Origin of the sequence: Prochlorococcus marinus subsp. marinus str. CCMP1375 (assembly GCF_000007925.1) — a bacterium.
Classification (GTDB): Bacteria; Cyanobacteriota; Cyanobacteriia; order PCC-6307; family Cyanobiaceae; genus Prochlorococcus_E; species Prochlorococcus_E marinus.
Genome location: NC_005042.1, coordinates 1,315,933 through 1,332,138, shown reverse-complemented (window position 1 = coordinate 1,332,138; position 16,206 = coordinate 1,315,933). Strand labels below are relative to the sequence as shown.

16 protein-coding genes are annotated in these 16,206 nt (G+C 36.8%); 9 read left to right on the top strand and 7 right to left on the bottom strand.

Going from position 1 to position 16,206, the window contains the following annotated elements; all coding sequences use genetic code 11:
• Window positions 1-109: 109 nt before the first annotated feature.
• Complete coding sequence (locus PRO_RS07055) at window positions 110-304, top strand: hypothetical protein (RefSeq protein ID WP_011125583.1); 195 nt, start codon at window positions 110-112, stop codon at window positions 302-304.
• 90 nt (window positions 305-394) lie between these two features.
• On the opposite strand, the gene PRO_RS07050 is transcribed toward PRO_RS07055, so the two are convergent.
• Both PRO_RS07050 and rnz read right to left on the bottom strand, forming a co-directional pair.
• Complete coding sequence (locus PRO_RS07050; RefSeq protein ID WP_011125582.1) at window positions 395-949, bottom strand: pentapeptide repeat-containing protein; 555 nt, start codon at window positions 947-949, stop codon at window positions 395-397.
• A 68-nt stretch (window positions 950-1,017) separates the two neighbouring features.
• Complete coding sequence (gene rnz / locus PRO_RS07045; protein WP_011125581.1) at window positions 1,018-1,980, bottom strand: ribonuclease Z; 963 nt, start codon at window positions 1,978-1,980, stop codon at window positions 1,018-1,020.
• Between the two features lie 127 nt (window positions 1,981-2,107).
• Here rnz and PRO_RS07040 point away from each other — a divergent pair, with 127 nt between their 5' ends.
• Complete coding sequence (locus tag PRO_RS07040; protein ID WP_052039699.1) at window positions 2,108-3,352, top strand: SpoIID/LytB domain-containing protein; 1,245 nt, start codon at window positions 2,108-2,110, stop codon at window positions 3,350-3,352.
• A gap of 19 nt (window positions 3,353-3,371) precedes the next feature.
• Here PRO_RS07040 and truB read toward each other — a convergent pair whose 3' ends face one another.
• Window positions 3,372-4,313 (bottom strand): tRNA pseudouridine(55) synthase TruB, encoded by a 942-nt coding sequence (truB, locus tag PRO_RS07035; RefSeq protein ID WP_011125579.1) that lies wholly within the window; start codon window positions 4,311-4,313, stop codon window positions 3,372-3,374.
• Between the two features lie 95 nt (window positions 4,314-4,408).
• Here truB and PRO_RS07030 point away from each other — a divergent pair, with 95 nt between their 5' ends.
• Window positions 4,409-5,158, top strand: coding sequence for a class I SAM-dependent methyltransferase (locus tag PRO_RS07030; protein WP_036891922.1), 750 nt, complete (start codon window positions 4,409-4,411; stop codon window positions 5,156-5,158).
• On the opposite strand, the gene rpmA is transcribed toward PRO_RS07030, so the two are convergent.
• Together rpmA and rplU are read right to left on the bottom strand one after the other, a co-directional pair.
• The gene (gene rpmA / locus PRO_RS07025) at window positions 5,155-5,418 is read right to left on the bottom strand and encodes a 50S ribosomal protein L27 (protein WP_011125577.1); all 264 of its coding nucleotides are present in this window, start codon (window positions 5,416-5,418) and stop codon (window positions 5,155-5,157) included. The two genes, PRO_RS07030 and rpmA, sit on opposite strands and share 4 nt — an antisense overlap.
• A gap of 23 nt (window positions 5,419-5,441) precedes the next feature.
• Complete coding sequence (gene rplU / locus PRO_RS07020; RefSeq protein ID WP_011125576.1) at window positions 5,442-5,900, bottom strand: 50S ribosomal protein L21; 459 nt, start codon at window positions 5,898-5,900, stop codon at window positions 5,442-5,444.
• 163 nt (window positions 5,901-6,063) lie between these two features.
• Between rplU and kaiB the strand changes: the two genes are divergently transcribed.
• Both kaiB and kaiC read left to right on the top strand, forming a co-directional pair.
• On the top strand, window positions 6,064-6,417 hold the full coding sequence (gene kaiB / locus PRO_RS07015) for a circadian clock protein KaiB (protein WP_011125575.1): 354 nt from the start codon (window positions 6,064-6,066) through the stop codon (window positions 6,415-6,417).
• Between the two features lie 100 nt (window positions 6,418-6,517).
• A complete protein-coding gene (gene kaiC / locus PRO_RS07010; RefSeq protein WP_011125574.1) occupies window positions 6,518-8,023 on the top strand; it encodes a circadian clock protein KaiC in 1,506 nt (501 codons plus the stop codon).
• 6 nt (window positions 8,024-8,029) lie between these two features.
• Here the strand turns inward: kaiC and PRO_RS07005 are convergent, their stop codons facing one another.
• Both PRO_RS07005 and purD read right to left on the bottom strand, forming a co-directional pair.
• Window positions 8,030-10,102 (bottom strand): HAMP domain-containing sensor histidine kinase, encoded by a 2,073-nt coding sequence (locus PRO_RS07005; RefSeq protein WP_011125573.1) that lies wholly within the window; start codon window positions 10,100-10,102, stop codon window positions 8,030-8,032.
• A 6-nt stretch (window positions 10,103-10,108) separates the two neighbouring features.
• Window positions 10,109-11,446 carry a phosphoribosylamine--glycine ligase gene (gene purD, locus PRO_RS07000; protein WP_011125572.1) on the bottom strand — a complete coding sequence of 446 codons (1,338 nt, stop codon included), beginning with the start codon at window positions 11,444-11,446 and terminating at the stop codon, window positions 10,109-10,111.
• A gap of 156 nt (window positions 11,447-11,602) precedes the next feature.
• Between purD and purC the strand changes: the two genes are divergently transcribed.
• The 4 genes from purC to fabZ are packed head-to-tail and all read left to right on the top strand — an operon-like array spanning window position 11,603 to window position 16,205.
• Window positions 11,603-12,337 (top strand): phosphoribosylaminoimidazolesuccinocarboxamide synthase, encoded by a 735-nt coding sequence (gene purC, locus PRO_RS06995; RefSeq protein ID WP_011125571.1) that lies wholly within the window; start codon window positions 11,603-11,605, stop codon window positions 12,335-12,337.
• Window positions 12,338-12,396: 59 nt separating this feature from the next.
• Entirely contained in the window at window positions 12,397-14,889 is a 2,493-nt protein-coding gene (locus PRO_RS06990; protein ID WP_011125570.1) for a BamA/TamA family outer membrane protein, read from the top strand.
• The gene (lpxC, locus tag PRO_RS06985; RefSeq protein ID WP_225866382.1) at window positions 14,864-15,757 is read left to right on the top strand and encodes a UDP-3-O-acyl-N-acetylglucosamine deacetylase; all 894 of its coding nucleotides are present in this window, start codon (window positions 14,864-14,866) and stop codon (window positions 15,755-15,757) included. The genes PRO_RS06990 and lpxC overlap by 26 nt, the downstream gene beginning before the upstream one ends.
• Window positions 15,750-16,205 (top strand): 3-hydroxyacyl-ACP dehydratase FabZ, encoded by a 456-nt coding sequence (gene fabZ, locus PRO_RS06980; protein WP_011125568.1) that lies wholly within the window; start codon window positions 15,750-15,752, stop codon window positions 16,203-16,205. The genes lpxC and fabZ overlap by 8 nt, the downstream gene beginning before the upstream one ends.
• Window position 16,206: the final 1 nt, after the last annotated feature.

The window sequence follows — 16,206 nt, the reverse complement described above, 5'->3', positions numbered from 1 at the left end:
CTTGGTTCTAGAAAATAAATGAAGATGAAGAAATAAAGCATCATTGAGGTTTGGAGTAGTTCTCATCATCGATTGCTGAGATACTCATCAAATAAGCTCAAATTTAAGAATGAACTTCGACTATCACGCAGTTGCAGCACTTCTACATACTGCTATTCCTTTAGCTGCAGGGGCCGCGGGTGTTGGATATTACATTTTGCGATCTAAAGGACAAGGCTTTGCTACTGCTCATTTGCTAGTAGGTGTACCAATGTTTGCTGTTGGAGCTGCTGCAGCTGCCTTTTATTACATTACAGCTCCATAGCTTTTTACAATAGGTTCTTTGATTTATACATCACAAAAAAACGGGGTCTTAAATTTAAGACCCCGTTTTTTTGTGATTAGCTTAGATGTATTAGCTAATACCAGGATTGAACTTATTTTGTTCTTCAGAGGCAGGAACGTAACTTTGATTTAGGCCTCCACATTCGAGACTCTCAGCAGTTTGACCAGTAGCTCTTTCACACAGTGATTTGACTTGAGGTAAGTCTAGAACTGCATTAGTGAAATTTGTACCATCAATTACTGCTCCATCAAAACGACTTTTTAATAGTTCTGCACCACTAAAGTTTGCATTTGAAAGATCAGCATTGTCGAAGCGCGTTGCATATGCAATTACATTTTGCATATTTGCTCCACGAAGATCTGCTTTTTGAAGATTGGAGACGCTGAAATATGAACCACTTAAATCTGCGTCACCTAGATCTCTACCTGAAAGGTCGTATTTGACATATTCAGTATTCTGTAGGTTTTGGCCGTGAAGACTTGTATCAAGCGCATCTACTGAAGATGGGTCGCTTGGATATAAAGCATTTACTGCAAGAGGACTTACAGTGAGGCCGATAATTACTGGTAATAGAATCAGTAATTTTGAGAATGATCTTTTCAGAGAAGAAATAAGAGAGGCCATTGAGGACACCAAAGACTTACGGAAACAACCGATGAAACATATTCTTTCATGATGTGGGTTTAGTGTGCTCAGGTATCACGAACTGTTGCATGCTTTTGTATTTCAATTTGAAGAAAATCCTTTGCTAGCAGGGTATTAGGAAAAATCGACTTTGCTTCGGATAACAGATCATTGGGAGAAATGCGATTACCTGGGGCATATCTTGGGCTTAGATGTGTTAGAACCAGCTGCCCTACATTGGCTTCAGAAGCAATTTGAGCAGCCATAGTGGAAGTGGAATGTTGTCTTTGATAAGCCAAATCTGAATCTTCATGAGAAAAAGTTGCTTCATGAATTAGTAAATCTGCACCATTGGCTAGTTTTAGGGCTGTTTGAGCGAACATTGTGTCTGTGCAGTAAACAAAACTTGCACCTTTTCTTTGTGGTCCACAAAAATCATTCCCATTAAAAATGCGACCATCTTTCAGTTTGACAATTTGACCTTTTTGTAATTGAGAGTAAATAGGCCCAGGAGGAATTCTCAAGGCTTTTGCTTTCTCTACATCAAAACGACCAGGCTTTGCTTTCTCATCAACTCTGTAAGCAAATGCCGGCACTCTATGTATTAAAGGAGTACATGTAACAAGAAAATCATTATCTTCAAAAATAATTTTATTTTCTGCTGATTCGAGCTCTAAGCCATGAATTTTCATCGGATATGAAATTCTACTCGAGCTGCTTTTTAAAATCCCATCAAGAAAACCCTTTAAGGCTGAAGGTCCATAAAGATCTAAGCCTAAGGAATTTCCTGCTAATCCCAAGCTTGCCATGAGGCCAGGGAGGCCATATATGTGATCACCATGCATATGCGTGATGAAAATTTTCTTAAGCTGAGAGGTTCTTAGATCGCTTCTAAGGAATTGGTGTTGGGTACCTTCTCCACAGTCAAATAGCCATAACTCTGAACGCTGAGGAAGCCTTAAAGCCAATGCAGAAACATTGCGGCTTCTAGTTGGCACTCCTGAGCTTGTTCCTAGAAATGTAATCTGCAAAGCAAAAGGGTTTTAAATAAAGAAAAACTTTCATGTTTTAACTTGTTTTGACTTTACATAAAACTGTCGAGGAGGCAAATTAGATTCTTATATTAGAAAAATCGCGATTGCCTTGGTTTTGAGGAAGTTGCCAAGAAAAATTTTATTGGCTATTTCTTTTCTTGCAATTGTTTTGCAAGAAAGGGGGTTTGCTAAGTCAGAACCAATAATTCGTGTTTTAGTTTTGGATGCTAAGAAGATTCACCTTAGAGCTGATCAATCGCGACCTCTTATTGTTAAAGGACTTGGATTGAATCGGAAATCTATTAAATCGCTACATTTAAATGTGAATAATGGGAAGTTGAGGTATTCATTTAACAGAGATTCTCCTCAATGGATAAGCCTTAAAAAAGGTCAAGAGTTGTCCGTTGGGACAAGGGACCCAAGGGGAATTTGGTTAGGTAAACGTAGATATGGTGGAAGACTAAGAATTTTGAATAGTGATTCAACTATAAAAGTAGTTAATTATTTGGGCATAGAGAAATACCTCAAAAGTGTTGTAGGGAGTGAAATGCCAAAAGATTGGCCTATAGAAGCTCTGAAGTCTCAAGCTATAGCAGCAAGAACTTATGCATTACGTCAGTTAAAGAAAACAGGTGAGTATGATCTAAATTCAAATATTTCTAATCAAGTTTATTTAGGTGTAGAGGCTGAAACAAATAGAACGCAAGAAGCTGTTAATAGGACTAGGTCTTTGGTATTAGTTGATAAGGGTAGATTGATAGAGGCTGTTTTCCACAGTGGTTCTGGAGGGGAGACGGAATCCAGTTATTCAGTTTGGGGCAAACATAGGCCTTATCTAATAAGCGTTCGTGATTATGATCAAGATAGTCCTAATTATAAGTGGCAAAAACATTTTTCTCAAAAAGAGCTTCAGAATTTATTCTTTGACTTAGGAGGGCTTAATGCAATCCGTATTGTTGAACAATCAAGTACTCAAAGAGTTAAAAGAGTTAAGATTTATGGTCCTAAAGGAATAACTTATCTTTCAGGCAAGGAAATCAGAAGCCTTTTGAATTTGAAAAGTACTCTAGTTAAATTTAAAATGATTCCCTCTTCATTTATTCCTAATCAGAATGATAAAGAGTTTTTTAATGATATAAAGAATGATGCGATATATAGGAAAAATTCTACTTCTATAATCAACAACTTGTTGCAATTGCCAAACGTAACTTATGGTGATTCTCTATTAGTTAACGGTAATGGATCTGGACATGCAGTAGGAATGAGTCAATGGGGAGCTAAATATTTGGCTGAAAGAGGAGCAAAATATAGAGAAATTCTGCGACACTTTTATAAAGGTACTAAGATTATTAGTTTTTCACTTAGATAATCTTTCTAAGAACTTATTCTTACCCATCTGCATTAAAGACAATCTTTGGTTCTATTTTAAATGGCTCATGATGCCATCGTGCTAAACCTATAAGATGGTTTTCATTATTAATAACTGTAAGGAACGTTTTGGGAATATCTTTATCATCTTCTATTAAATATAATGGATTTTTAAGCCTACTTTTTGAAAGTATTAGGTGCTTACCTTTTCTCCAAGATGAGAGCTCATCAATTGTCATTAACTTTATGCTTGGCAAATGACTTAGTGCTTTCAATGGATCAATAATCATGGGCTTATTTAGGTCGTTATTTTTATCAAGATCAGGCAGTTCTATTGCTTGATCAATATTAAATCCTAATGCCATTGTTCGGTTTAGCTTTGCCAGGGCCCCTCCGCAGCCAAGCTTTTTTCCTATATCGCGAGCAAGAGACCTAATATAAGTGCCTGGAGAACAATGAACTTCTAGATCAATTGTGCCATCTTTTTTGTTCCAGTTTATAAGCTTGATTCTATATATTTTTATTAGCTTGGGAGGAAGTTCAAAAAACTCTCCTCTTCTTGCTTTCTTATATGCTCGTTCACCATTGATATGAACACTTGAAAAAATAGGCGGACATTGTTTAATTTCACCTTGAAATTTATTTAGACAATTGAGTATAGAGTTTTCCTTTACTTGATCCCAAGAATGCTCTGAAATAGTTTCTCCTGTTAGATCATCAGTATTAGTGCTAATACCGAGCTTGATAGTGCCTTCATATGTTTTTGGTGATGGAAGGAATGAAAGTAATCGCGTTGCCTTCCCAATAGCAATAGGAAGCACCCCTGTTACAGCTGGGTCAAGAGTCCCTCCATGGCCAATGCGCTTTATTCCATATATTCTTCTTAGTCGATTAACGCAATCATGAGATGTTAGGCCAGCGGGTTTGTTTATTACTAAAAAGCCCAAGGCAATACTATTCACGGAAATTTTTTAATAAGGGTTTGTAGTTATTGCTATTTTTATTGAGATGAAAAGATATAAGTTTATCTTTTAAAGATAATCAACCGTTGTGGGCTATGCATAACTTAAACATTGAAGAGTTCCTTAAATCAGGGTTTCATCTCAAAGAGCATTTAGCTGAATACCTTAATTTGAATCTGGATGCAGTTGATAATCATATTTCATGCGGGTTAGATAAAATGTCTTCTTTACACCCTGGCTCAATGAGTGAAAAGGATGTAACTAGTTTCTATGAAGATGATGTAGGGATTGCGCATCTTTTTGATCTTGCCGCTTGGCATTTAGGCAGCTCTGAGTACATAGCTGATACATTACGCCTTGAGAAAAAGTTTGCTCATGGAAAAGTTTTAGATTTTGGCGGTGGTATAGGGACGCATTCATTGGCAGCAGCAAACTTGAAGGAAGTTGAACATGTATTTTTTGTTGATCTAAATCCACAAAATAGAGAATTTGTTTTCGAGCGAGCTAAAAGATTAGGAATAAGCAAATTTATTTCAGTTCATAGAGATATGGCGAGCATCAGTGAAGTAAGTTTTGACACTATTATTTGCTTTGATGTTTTAGAACATTTGCCTAATCCTTCAGAACAGCTTTTAACCTTTGCTAAATGTCTATCGAAGGAATCAGTTGTTTTAATGAATTGGTACTTTTATAAAGGAAATAATGGTGAATATCCATTTCACTTTGATGATCAGAATATGATTGAAAATTTCTTTTTAACTCTGCAAAGTAATTTTGTTGAAATTTTTCATCCTTTTTTAATTACAGCACGCTCTTATAAGTTAAAAGAAACAAATTTTCTTTAGGCGAGAGAAACACTTATACGCTTACGTTTTTTAAGACTTCGTTTTATAGTTTCAAAGTTTACTATTCCATCAACTAGAGCAAACAAGGTGTCGTCTTTACCTTGCCCTACATTTGCTCCAGGCAAAACAGAGGTCCCTCTTTGCCTTATAAGGATTGAGCCTGCAGTAACCTTCTCGCCACCATAGGCTTTGACTCCAAGACGTTTTGAATTTGAATCTCTACCATTTCTAGTAGAACCAGTGCCTTTCTTATGTGCCATTGAAATTAGGAAGTTAAGAAGTTTTATTCAGGTGTTTTTTCTACTTTACTAGATTTGACGGCAGTAGATGGTTTTTTTGTATTTGGTTTAGCAGAAGTAGTGGCTTTTTTGGGCTTTTCACCATTAGAGATGGATGTAACCATTACTCTTGTTAGCTCTTGCCTGTGCCCATTCTTTGTGCGTGTTTTTTTCTTAGGACGCATTTTATAAACAATTATTTTTGGCCCTCTTTTGTGGGCCATAACTTTTAATTGAACACTTGCTCCCTTTATGTAAGGCTTGCCAATAGCAAAGCCTTTCTGGTCATTGATTAAAAGAACTTTGTCTAAAGTAACCGTTTCATCTACATTTGCATTGATTCTATCAATGTCATAGTAGCGATCTGCTTCTAGCCAGAATTGTGTGCCTGAAGTTTCAACTATTGCGTAGTTACCAACAGTAGAATTTTTTGTTTTATTTGGGGTCATGAAATCAAATGACATGAACAGGCTCGGTATTCTTGAAAAATGAAAAAGGCATTTCTCAAAAATGTCCGATTAAGCCTGTAACACAATCGAAAGACAAGATAACATCCTCACTCTTAGAGGTTAAATCCGTCAAGATTTAGATATATCAATTAAAGTCTTTCTCTAGGAGCATTAAGTAATGAGTCCTCGTAAAACGTACATACTCAAACTTTATGTTGCTGGGAATACTCCTAATTCCATGAGAGCTTTGACTACATTGAGAGAAATTTTGCAAACAGACTTTAAAGGTGTATATGCTTTGAAAGTAATTGATGTGCTTAAAAACCCACAGCTAGCAGAGGAAGATAAGATACTTGCAACCCCAACTTTGGCAAAAATCCTGCCCCCTCCCGTCAGAAGAATAATTGGAGACCTTTCTGATCGTGAGCGAGTATTGATTGGTTTGGATTTGCTTTTTGAAGAATTGTCTGAAAGTGATTTCTTTTCTGGATCTCCTGACTCCGAATTCAGCTCCGATGAGGGCAAATCTTAAATATCACTTTAAAAGTCAAGCCCGATATGTCATTTGTTACTAGCTTTTAATTCTGAGCTCAGCTCTTATTCCTTCCTCTAGCAATTTCCCAATCCCAAAGATGCAAGTTCAGAAGCTGCCAACTGGAATCGAAGGATTTGATGATGTTTGTCAGGGAGGGCTGCCTACAGCTCGCAGTACATTGGTGAGTGGCACTTCTGGTACGGGAAAGACAGTTTTTTCTCTTCAGTATCTGCATCATGGGATTTGCCATTTTGATGAACCAGGAGTCTTTGTAACCTTTGAAGAATCACCCTTAGACATAATCAGAAATGCAGGAAGCTTTGGTTGGGATCTTCAGGAATTAATTAATCAAGATAAGTTGTTTGTTTTAGATGCATCTCCTGATCCTGATGGGCAGGATGTAGCAGGTAATTTTGATCTGTCTGGATTAATCGAAAGAATTAGTTACGCAATCAAAAAATACAAAGCAAAGAGAGTAGCGATCGATTCAATGACTGCTGTTTTTCAACAATATGATGCTGTTTACGTAGTTAGAAGAGAGATTTTCCGCTTAATTGCAAGACTTAAGGAAATAGGGGTAACTACAGTTATGACTTCTGAGAGAATTGATGAATATGGACCTATTGCTAGGTATGGAGTAGAAGAATTTGTCTCAGATAATGTTGTGATCTTGAGGAATGTACTCGAGTCTGAAAAAAGGAGAAGGACAGTAGAGGTTTTGAAATTGAGAGGCACTACTCATATGAAAGGGGAATTTCCTTTCACAATGGGAGCTGAGGGGATAACTGTTTTTGCATTGGGAGCAATGCGATTAACTCAACGTTCTTCAAATATTCGAATCAGTTCAGGTGTGCCTGATTTAGATGATATGTGTGGTGGAGGGTATTTTCAGGATTCAATTATCCTTGCTACTGGGGCTACAGGTACTGGTAAGACAATGTTGGTATCTAAATTTATAGAAGATGCATATCGCAATCAAGAAAGAGCCATTATTTTTGCTTACGAAGAGTCAAGGGCTCAGCTTCTTAGGAACGCGACCAGTTGGGGGATTGATTTTGAACAGATGGAAGCTGATGGGTTATTAAAGATCATTTGCGCATATCCAGAATCAACAGGTCTTGAAGATCATCTTCAAATTATTAAGACAGAAATAACAGAATTTAAACCATCTCGAATGGCTATTGACTCTCTTTCTGCGCTAGCTCGTGGGGTAAGTCTAAATGCATTCAGGCAATTTGTTATAGGTGTTACTGGCTATGCAAAGCAGGAAGAAATAGCGGGATTCTTTACTAATACAGCTGAAGAGTTTATGGGTAGTCATTCTATTACTGATTCTCATATATCAACAATTACAGATACTATTTTATTGCTTCAGTATGTAGAGATAAGAGGAGAAATGGCTCGAGCTATTAATGTGTTTAAGATGCGTGGATCTTGGCATGACAAGAGAATTAGAGAGTTTATAATTACTAATGAAGGACCTGAAATCAAGGATTCATTTACTAATTTTGAGCAAATTTTTAGCGGTGCTCCCCATCGTATTAGTGGTGAGGATTCTATATCAGGTGTATTTAAATCTCTAGATAAAAGAGAGAAGAAATAAGCTTAATTAGGTAAGCTCTTCTTCTAATTTGCGGTCCCATTTTAAACGCATTCTTTCAGATTCAACTAGAATTTCATCCGCATCATTAATGGCTAGTGGTAAGTCAAACCAGAAAGTTGTTCCTATTCCAGGAATACTTACCATCCTTATATTGCTTCCAAGCTTTTCGATGATTTCTCTTACGATGGATAGCCCAAGCCCAGTCCCAACTTCAGTATGGACATCATTTTCAACTCTATAGAACCTTTCGAAAATTCTTAATTGACTATCTTCTGATATTCCGCAACCTGTGTCTCCAATTTCAATTCTTAATCTTGGGAGTGGATATATAATTTCGCAAGAAGGGGCATCTTTTTTGTCGATCTTTGGGGAAGAAGTAATACATGTATCAGGCCAAGTATATGCTCTTAAAACAATTTTGCCGCCAGCAGAACTGAATTTTAAAGCGTTGCCAATTAAATTATCTAAAACTTGTAAGAGTAAATCCCAGTTGCCGAGTATTAGCTCCATATTTTCTTCTATTTCTTGAGAGATTTCCACTTTCTTATCTTCAGCATTTAGTCTATATGTCCTGACTGTTTGATCTATGGCAGGAGCTAGATTAATTGCTTCAAAATTTACATTGCCTGCGGTTTCTATTTTTGATAAATCTAAAACATCATTTACTAATCTTGTAAGTCTATCAGTTTCAGAATTCGCTACTTCTAGGAATTCCATTTTCTCTTTATGATCAAGTTTATCATCAAGATCATGAAGTGTTTCAACATAACTTTTTATGTTAAATAAGGGTGTTCTTAGTTCATGTGAAACATTACTGATAAATCTCCTTTGAATAGCATTTAGTTCAACTTCTCTAGTTAAATCTTGAATTGTTATTGCGACTCCTTTTAAGGTCGAGCCACTGGAATCTCTTACTGATTGTAAGACAATTCTTAGTGTTCTTGCAGGTTCGCCTGTGCTACACCTTAACTCGTCACTTTCACACAAGTTATTTAATATTGAAGTGATATTAGGGTGTAATTCATTAGCGATTAACTCTGGTAATTCATCTAGTAAATCTTGAGACTCTAAATTACGTCCTTCCCACCTAAATAATCTTCTTGCAGTTGGATTTACTAATACAATTTTACCTTTTTCATTAAGTAAAATGGCACCATCTGCCATAGTTGCAATTAGGGACTGTTGCTTAACTTGTGCAGCTCTTAGCTCTTCAATATTAGCAGCATCATAATCTTCAAGTTGAGAAGCCATGTTATTAAAACCATCTAGTAGTTCTCCTAGTTCTCCACTCATTGGCAAAATAATTCTTGATTTAAAATTACCTTTGGCAATTTCCCTTACCCCAGAAACAAGTTCTCGTATGGGCTTGGTAATAGTTTGAGCATTAAATACAGCACCAATAATTACAAGTATCCATATAGATATAAATACGGCAATAGTTATTTCTCTTGTCAATGCAGCACTAGCAAGAGCACTTTTATTGGGAGTTACCCCTAATGCAAGATTCCCTACATATTTACCCTTAAAAAGTAAAGCAACAAATACATCTGTAACCTGGCCTTGAGGAGTTAAATGCTGTCTTACGAGAGGAAATTGCGGACGTTTTTTTAACTCTTGTGGTAATTGAAGTTTTTTCCTTAACTGAAACTCACTTTTTGAATCACTAGGAGTAGCGCTTATAGGGATACCTAATTGAACAATTCCTTCAGTATCCGTGAAGAATATATATCGAATATTCCTACTTGACCGCCAAAATTTCTCTGCCACATTAAAAAGTTCTCTCTCTTGACCTTTTGCCACTAGTTCAGTGACATTGCCAGAAAGCAATAAGCCTAGATCTCTTGCATATCTAGTGTCATTCATTCCAGCATCCCTTTGAATGCTGCTTAAGGCGAAAAATGTAATGCCAGACATTAAAAGACTTACAATCAAAGTTGCAATAGCTAATAGTTTTGCTCTAAGGCTAAATTCGTCCCACCATTTATTAATTAAGGGTTTTAGACCTGGATGACTTGTTTTATCGTCAGATCTTTCCTCCTCTTGAGTAGGCTCTATTTGGTTGATATTGTTAGTAGTCATTAATAATTAATATATTGAGTCAATATTTCTGATTTGGTGGCCAATATCTTTTCTATAATTGATTCCATCAAAGTTTACTTCTTTTATAGCCTCATAAACAAGATTGAATGCATCATTGTAGTTTGCACCTTGAGCAACTATTGAAAGAACTCTCCCTCCTGAAGTAATAAGATTACCTTCTTTACTTAATTTAGTACCAGAATGAAAGAGTTGAATTGGAAAATCTTTTTTTTCATCCAGTTGAATTGAAACTAAATCACCTTTTTTTGGATTATGAGGATAGCCAGAAGTTGTAGCAACGACACATGCGCTCATTAGAGGGCTAATTTTTAAGAAAGGGGCTTTTTTTAAAGATCCCAGAGCAGCAGCTTGAAGTAATTGGGCTAACTCAGGTCCCAATAAAGGCATTAAAGCTTGGCATTCAGGATCACCAAAACGACAGTTATATTCAATGACTTTTGGACCGTCGTTGGTAAGCATTAATCCTGCATATATAACTCCTCGGTAATTGATATTTCTTTTGTTTAATGCTTCTAATGTGGGCTTAAGAATTGTTTCCTTGATATGATCCATTCCTTCTGAATTAAGAACCTTGGCAGGTGCATAAGCACCCATTCCCCCGGTATTTGGCCCCTTGTCACCTTCTAATAATCTTTTGTGATCTTGTGCTGTAGGCAAGATCGTAAGATTTTCTCCATCGCTGATTGCAAAAACCGATACTTCTGGTCCTTCAAGACATTCCTCAAGAACAAGTGTGGTCCCGGCTTCTCCAAATTTTCCTGCAAAGGCTTCTTCTATAGCTTCGCGAGTTTCCTGTATAGATTGACAGACTCGCACTCCTTTACCAGAAGCGAGTCCATCAGCTTTAACAACCAATGGTTGATTTATTTTTGCTAACACATCTAAAGCTTCTGGTTTGTTATTTGCTGCCCAATATCTTGCTGTAGGTATTCCTGCTTCGGCCATTAAATCTTTTGCCCATTTCTTACTTGCTTCTAATTGAGCACCATTTTTGCCTGGTCCAAAAACTACCAAGCCTGCGTCTCTGAACTTGTCAGCTAAGCCTGAAGCAAGAGGTTTTTCTCCTCCTATTACAACTAAATCAATTTTTAAAGATATACAAGTCTTTAATAATTCCTCATCATTTGATTCCTCTATCGCTAATTGATGACAGGAAGACTGTTTCTTTGTACCTCCATTCCCAGGAGCAACATAAACGGCTTCAACTTTTTTGTGTTTTGCAATTGCCCAAGCAAGAGCATTTTCACGTCCTCCTCCTCCAACAATAAGAACCTTTTGAAGTGAGGGCAGACTATTTGAAGGATGTGAGGCTTCGTTGTTCATAAGGACGAGTGCCGTATTTTTGAGTTTTAGCTTGCGATTGCTTCCTCATTTAAAGATATTCCCTCTTCTAAAAAACAGTTTTGCTTGGTTTCCTGAGTTTCCTTGTTTTTTGCCCATCTAAATGAGTAGCTTTCAGTTAAGGCAAGCAGGGATTAAATGGCCCCTAATCATGGCGCTCTTCTTTATGAAGGCAAAGCAAAAAGAGTTTATTACACTGATAATTCAGATGAGTTTTTAGTGCATTTTAAGAATGATGCGACTGCTTTTAATGCTAAAAAGCATGCTCAATTAGAAGGTAAGGGCAGCTTGAATTGCGAGATTTCTACAGAGATTTTTAAGTTGTTAGAAAGAAATGGTATCGCTACCCATTTCTTAAATTTAGAAGATGATTGCTGGATGTTAGTGCAGAGAGTTGATGTAATCCCAATAGAAATTGTGATTAGGAATATTGCGAGTGGCTCGCTTTGTAAGCAGACACCTATTGCTCCTGGAACAGAACTTTCTCGTCCTTTAATGGATTTATATCTTAAAGATGATGTTTTAGAGGACCCTCTTTTAACAGAAGAAAGAATAGATTTATTGAATTTATTGTCTTCTAGTCAAAGGAAAGAGATACAGAGACTTTCTTTAAGAGTCAATGATTGCCTAAAGGAATTTATGAAAGGATTAGATCTATTGTTGGTTGACTTTAAATTAGAAATGGGGTTTAACGGGAGTGGTCAGTTATTAATTGCGGATGAAATCAGTCCAGATTCATGTAGAATTTGGGACCTTAAGACCAACGATCAAGATGATCGAATTCTCGATAAAGATCGTTTCAGAAAAGATCTGGGAGGAGTCTTGGAGGGTTACAGTGAGATCCTTCGCAGGATAAAAGCATTCAATTCATAAGGAGAATGAAATCAATAACAGTTAAATTATTTCTGGTTGGGTTTATCCTAATGAAATAAATGGACGGATTTTCTACCATCAGCTCAATGAGATTATTTCGCAGAGGGGCATATGTCTTGGCTTTAGCCTTTCCTTTAGGTGGAGGAGCAGCAAAGGCAGAAGTTAATTGGGAAAAGGTCCCTAATTCTAAAATCAATTTAGGTGAGGTTGTATGGTCGAATGTGGATAACGGAAAGACTCAGAGAGAAATCGCAAAATCAAATATCAAAGAAGATTCTGTAGAGAAGATATCTCAAGACAAAAGAACACAGGAAAATCTCGATGAGATTGTAGAGTCAAATATCAAAGAAGATTCTGTAGAGAAGATATCTCAAGACAAAAAAACAGAGGAAGATATAGTCGAGATTACTGAGTCAAGTGATAAAGACGATTCTGTAGAGAAGGAAGCTGAAGCTATAAGAAAAAATGATAATCCAGTCGAAATTACAGAATCAAATACCAAGAAAGATTCAATAGAAAATGATAATGAAGCTACTTTAGTTTTAATTTCAGAAGTTGTTATTAAAGGACTTGAAAACCATCCCGATGAAGACCGTTTAAGATATGCAGCTTATGACGCTATGAACATTAGGCCAGGGAGCAGGGTTAGTAGATTGCAATTAAAAAGAGATTTAAATTCTATTTATGCTACAGGTTGGTTCTCGGGTTTAGAGATACAGCCAATTGATACACCATTAGGAGTACAGCTTTCAGTTAATGTCCAGCCTAATCCTATATTTACAGAAGTAGAAATTATACCTAGCAACTCTCTTTTAACTCAATCAATTATTAGGGATATTTTTAAAACTGATTTTGGAAAGACTTTGAATTTGAATGTACTAAAGTTGCGAATGAATAAATTGAAGGATTGGTACTCAAAAAGAGGATTTTCTTTGGCAAGAATTTCAGGACCAAACCGAATTACTCCTAAAGGTAAAGTACAATTAAAAGTTCAAGAAGGTACTATCTCAGATGTAGAAGTAGTTTTTCTTGATGAGGAAGGTAATTCAATTAGGGAAAATGGTAAGCCAGTTAGGGGTAAAACTAAACGTTGGGTAATTGATAGAGAATTATTGAGTCGGCCAGGGTTAACATTTAATAGAAATGATTTAGAAAGTGATATTAAAAGATTATATGGACTTTCATTATTTAGCGATATAAAAGTTACTCTAAAACCAATAGTTGGTGAGCCTGGTAAAATAACAATACTATTGGGTATTACTGAACAAAGAACAGGTTCTCTTACAGGAGGCCTTGGCTATAGTGGTGCGCAAGGATTTTTTGGCTCAGCTGGCCTCCAAGAGAAGAATTTGCTAGGTAGATCTTGGTCAAGTGATTTAAACTTTACTTATGGAGAATATGGCGCACTAGTTACTTTCTCTTTAGCTGATCCTTGGATTAAAGGAAATAAATATAAGAAATCTTTTCGGACCTCATTATTTCTTAGCAGGGATGTGCCTCAGGAATTTAGGAGTTCAGAAGGCGGGAATATTGCTGGTGTAAGTGATTATTATCAAGTCCCTGGATCTAGTGAAACATCAAAGGTTTATGATATTGATTATGCTCATAGTGGTATAAATGCAGCTGCATTTAGTTCAGTTCCAGCTGCAAAATCTTCTGATTCAAATACAAGTTGGTTTGATTATGAAGGGGATTCGGTTCTTCTAAAAAGAAGTGGTGCAAAGTTTTCTTTTTCAAGACCTTTAAATGGTGGTGACCCCTTTAAGAAATCACCTTGGGCTGTTTTATGGGGAATGGATTTCCAAAAAATTAGGCCAATTGATTATTCCTCTAAAGATAGGCCTTATGGTGCTGTAAGTGCTAATTATACAAATAATTCTGCATCCAATAAAGATGTAATTTGCATAGCATTTAATTGTGCTAAGGAAAATACTTTATTTGGTGTTAGAGGGGCAATGACATACAATAAATTAGATAATCCGAGAAATCCTACATCTGGAAATTACTTAAGCTTAGGATCTGAACAATACGTTTCTATTGGAGAAAACTCTCCAACATTTAATCGAGCAAAAGCTAGTTATTCATATTTTATACCAATTAAATGGCTTAAATTACATAAAGGCTGTAGACCAAAGTCTGGAGAAAAAGCCTCCTGCCCTCAAACTCTTGCTTTTCAGCTTAAAGCAGGAACAGTTGTTGGGGATTTACCGCCTTATGAGGCTTTTTGTCTAGGTGGATCTAGATCGATTAGAGGTTGGAGTTCATGCGATTTGGCTGTTTCGAGAGCTTTTGGAGAAGCTTCTGCTGAATATAGAGTGCCTATATGGAGAATGATTTCAGGGAATGTATTTATTGATGGGGGAACAGATTTAAATACTCAAAAAAATGTTCCTGGTAATCCAGGGAAGCTTCTGGGCAAGCAAGGCTCAGGATTCTCGATTGGTAGTGGATTGTCCTTTAACACTCCCGTAGGTCCATTGCGAATAGAGGCTGCAAGTAAGGACTTGGAAGGAGATTGGAGATATAATGTTGGATTTGGATGGAAGTTCTAGTTTGGAATGGTTGCCTAAAAACTACGAAGGTGCATGGACCTTAGGAGGAGCTGTTAGGCGTAGAGGCGTTTGCTTACATAGTGGTCAAGAATCAGAAGTCACTCTTCTTCCTTATGACGATATTGGATTTCATCTTTCATGGGTCAATAGATCAGAAAAACCTGTAAGACTGAATTCCAATCAAGTTGTTCATAGCGAATTATGTACCACTCTGGATTTAGCTTTTGAAAGGCTTGCAACCGTTGAGCATCTTCTAGCAGCTTTAGTGGGATGTGGACTTACTCATGTGCATATAGTTGTTTCAGGAAATGAAGTCCCGCTTTTGGATGGATCTGCTATGGGCTGGGTCGAAGCTATATCGGAAGTAGGAATGATTCCATTGAAGGATTCATCTAGCCTCTGGCCTGTTCTTAAGAATGCGTTGGTAATTCATAAAGGCACTAGTGTTATAACTGCCACACCTTCTGATCGGGTTACGCTCATAGGAATAATTGATTTCCCCTATCCTGCTATTGGTAAACAGATGTTTTCTTTGGATTTAACTCCGCAATCTTTTCTTCAAGATATTGCTCCTGCAAGAACTTTTGGGTTTAAGGATCAAATCGATCATTTAAGGGAAAAGGGCATGATTAAAGGTGGTGGATTAGATAATTCCTTGGTTTGTGATGGCAAATCTTGGATTAATCCTCCCTTGAGATTCAAAGATGAGCCAGTTCGACATAAGCTACTTGACTTGATAGGTGACTTGGCTCTTGTTGGGTTGCCTAAAGCTCAGGTTTTGGTTTACAAAGGTTCTCATGCACTTCATGTTGAACTTGCTAAATCTATTTCCAGAGAGTGTTCTTTAACAAAATCTTGTTTTGACTAATTCCCCTTCTAGCCCTGTTGTTTTAACAAATGAGGAGATAATGGGACTTTTGCCTCATAGATATCCTTTTGCATTAGTCGACCGTGTTGTGGAATATGAACCGGGTAAAAGTGCTACTGGTATAAAGAATGTCACGATTAATGAGCCTCATTTTCAAGGGCATTTCCCAGGAAGACCATTGATGCCTGGTGTTTTAATCGTTGAGGCCATGGCTCAAGTTGGTGGATTAATTGTCAAGCAGATACCTGATTTACCTAAAGGGCTTTTTGTTTTTGCAGGAATAGATAGTGTTCGATTTCGTCGTCCAGTAGTGCCTGGCGATCAATTGCTAATAAATTGTGAATTAATAAGTATCAAAAGACAACGCTTTGGAAAAGTTAAGGGAGAGGCCAAAGTTGATGGCAATTTAGTTTGTTCAGGTGAATTGATGTTTTCTTTAGTGGATTAAT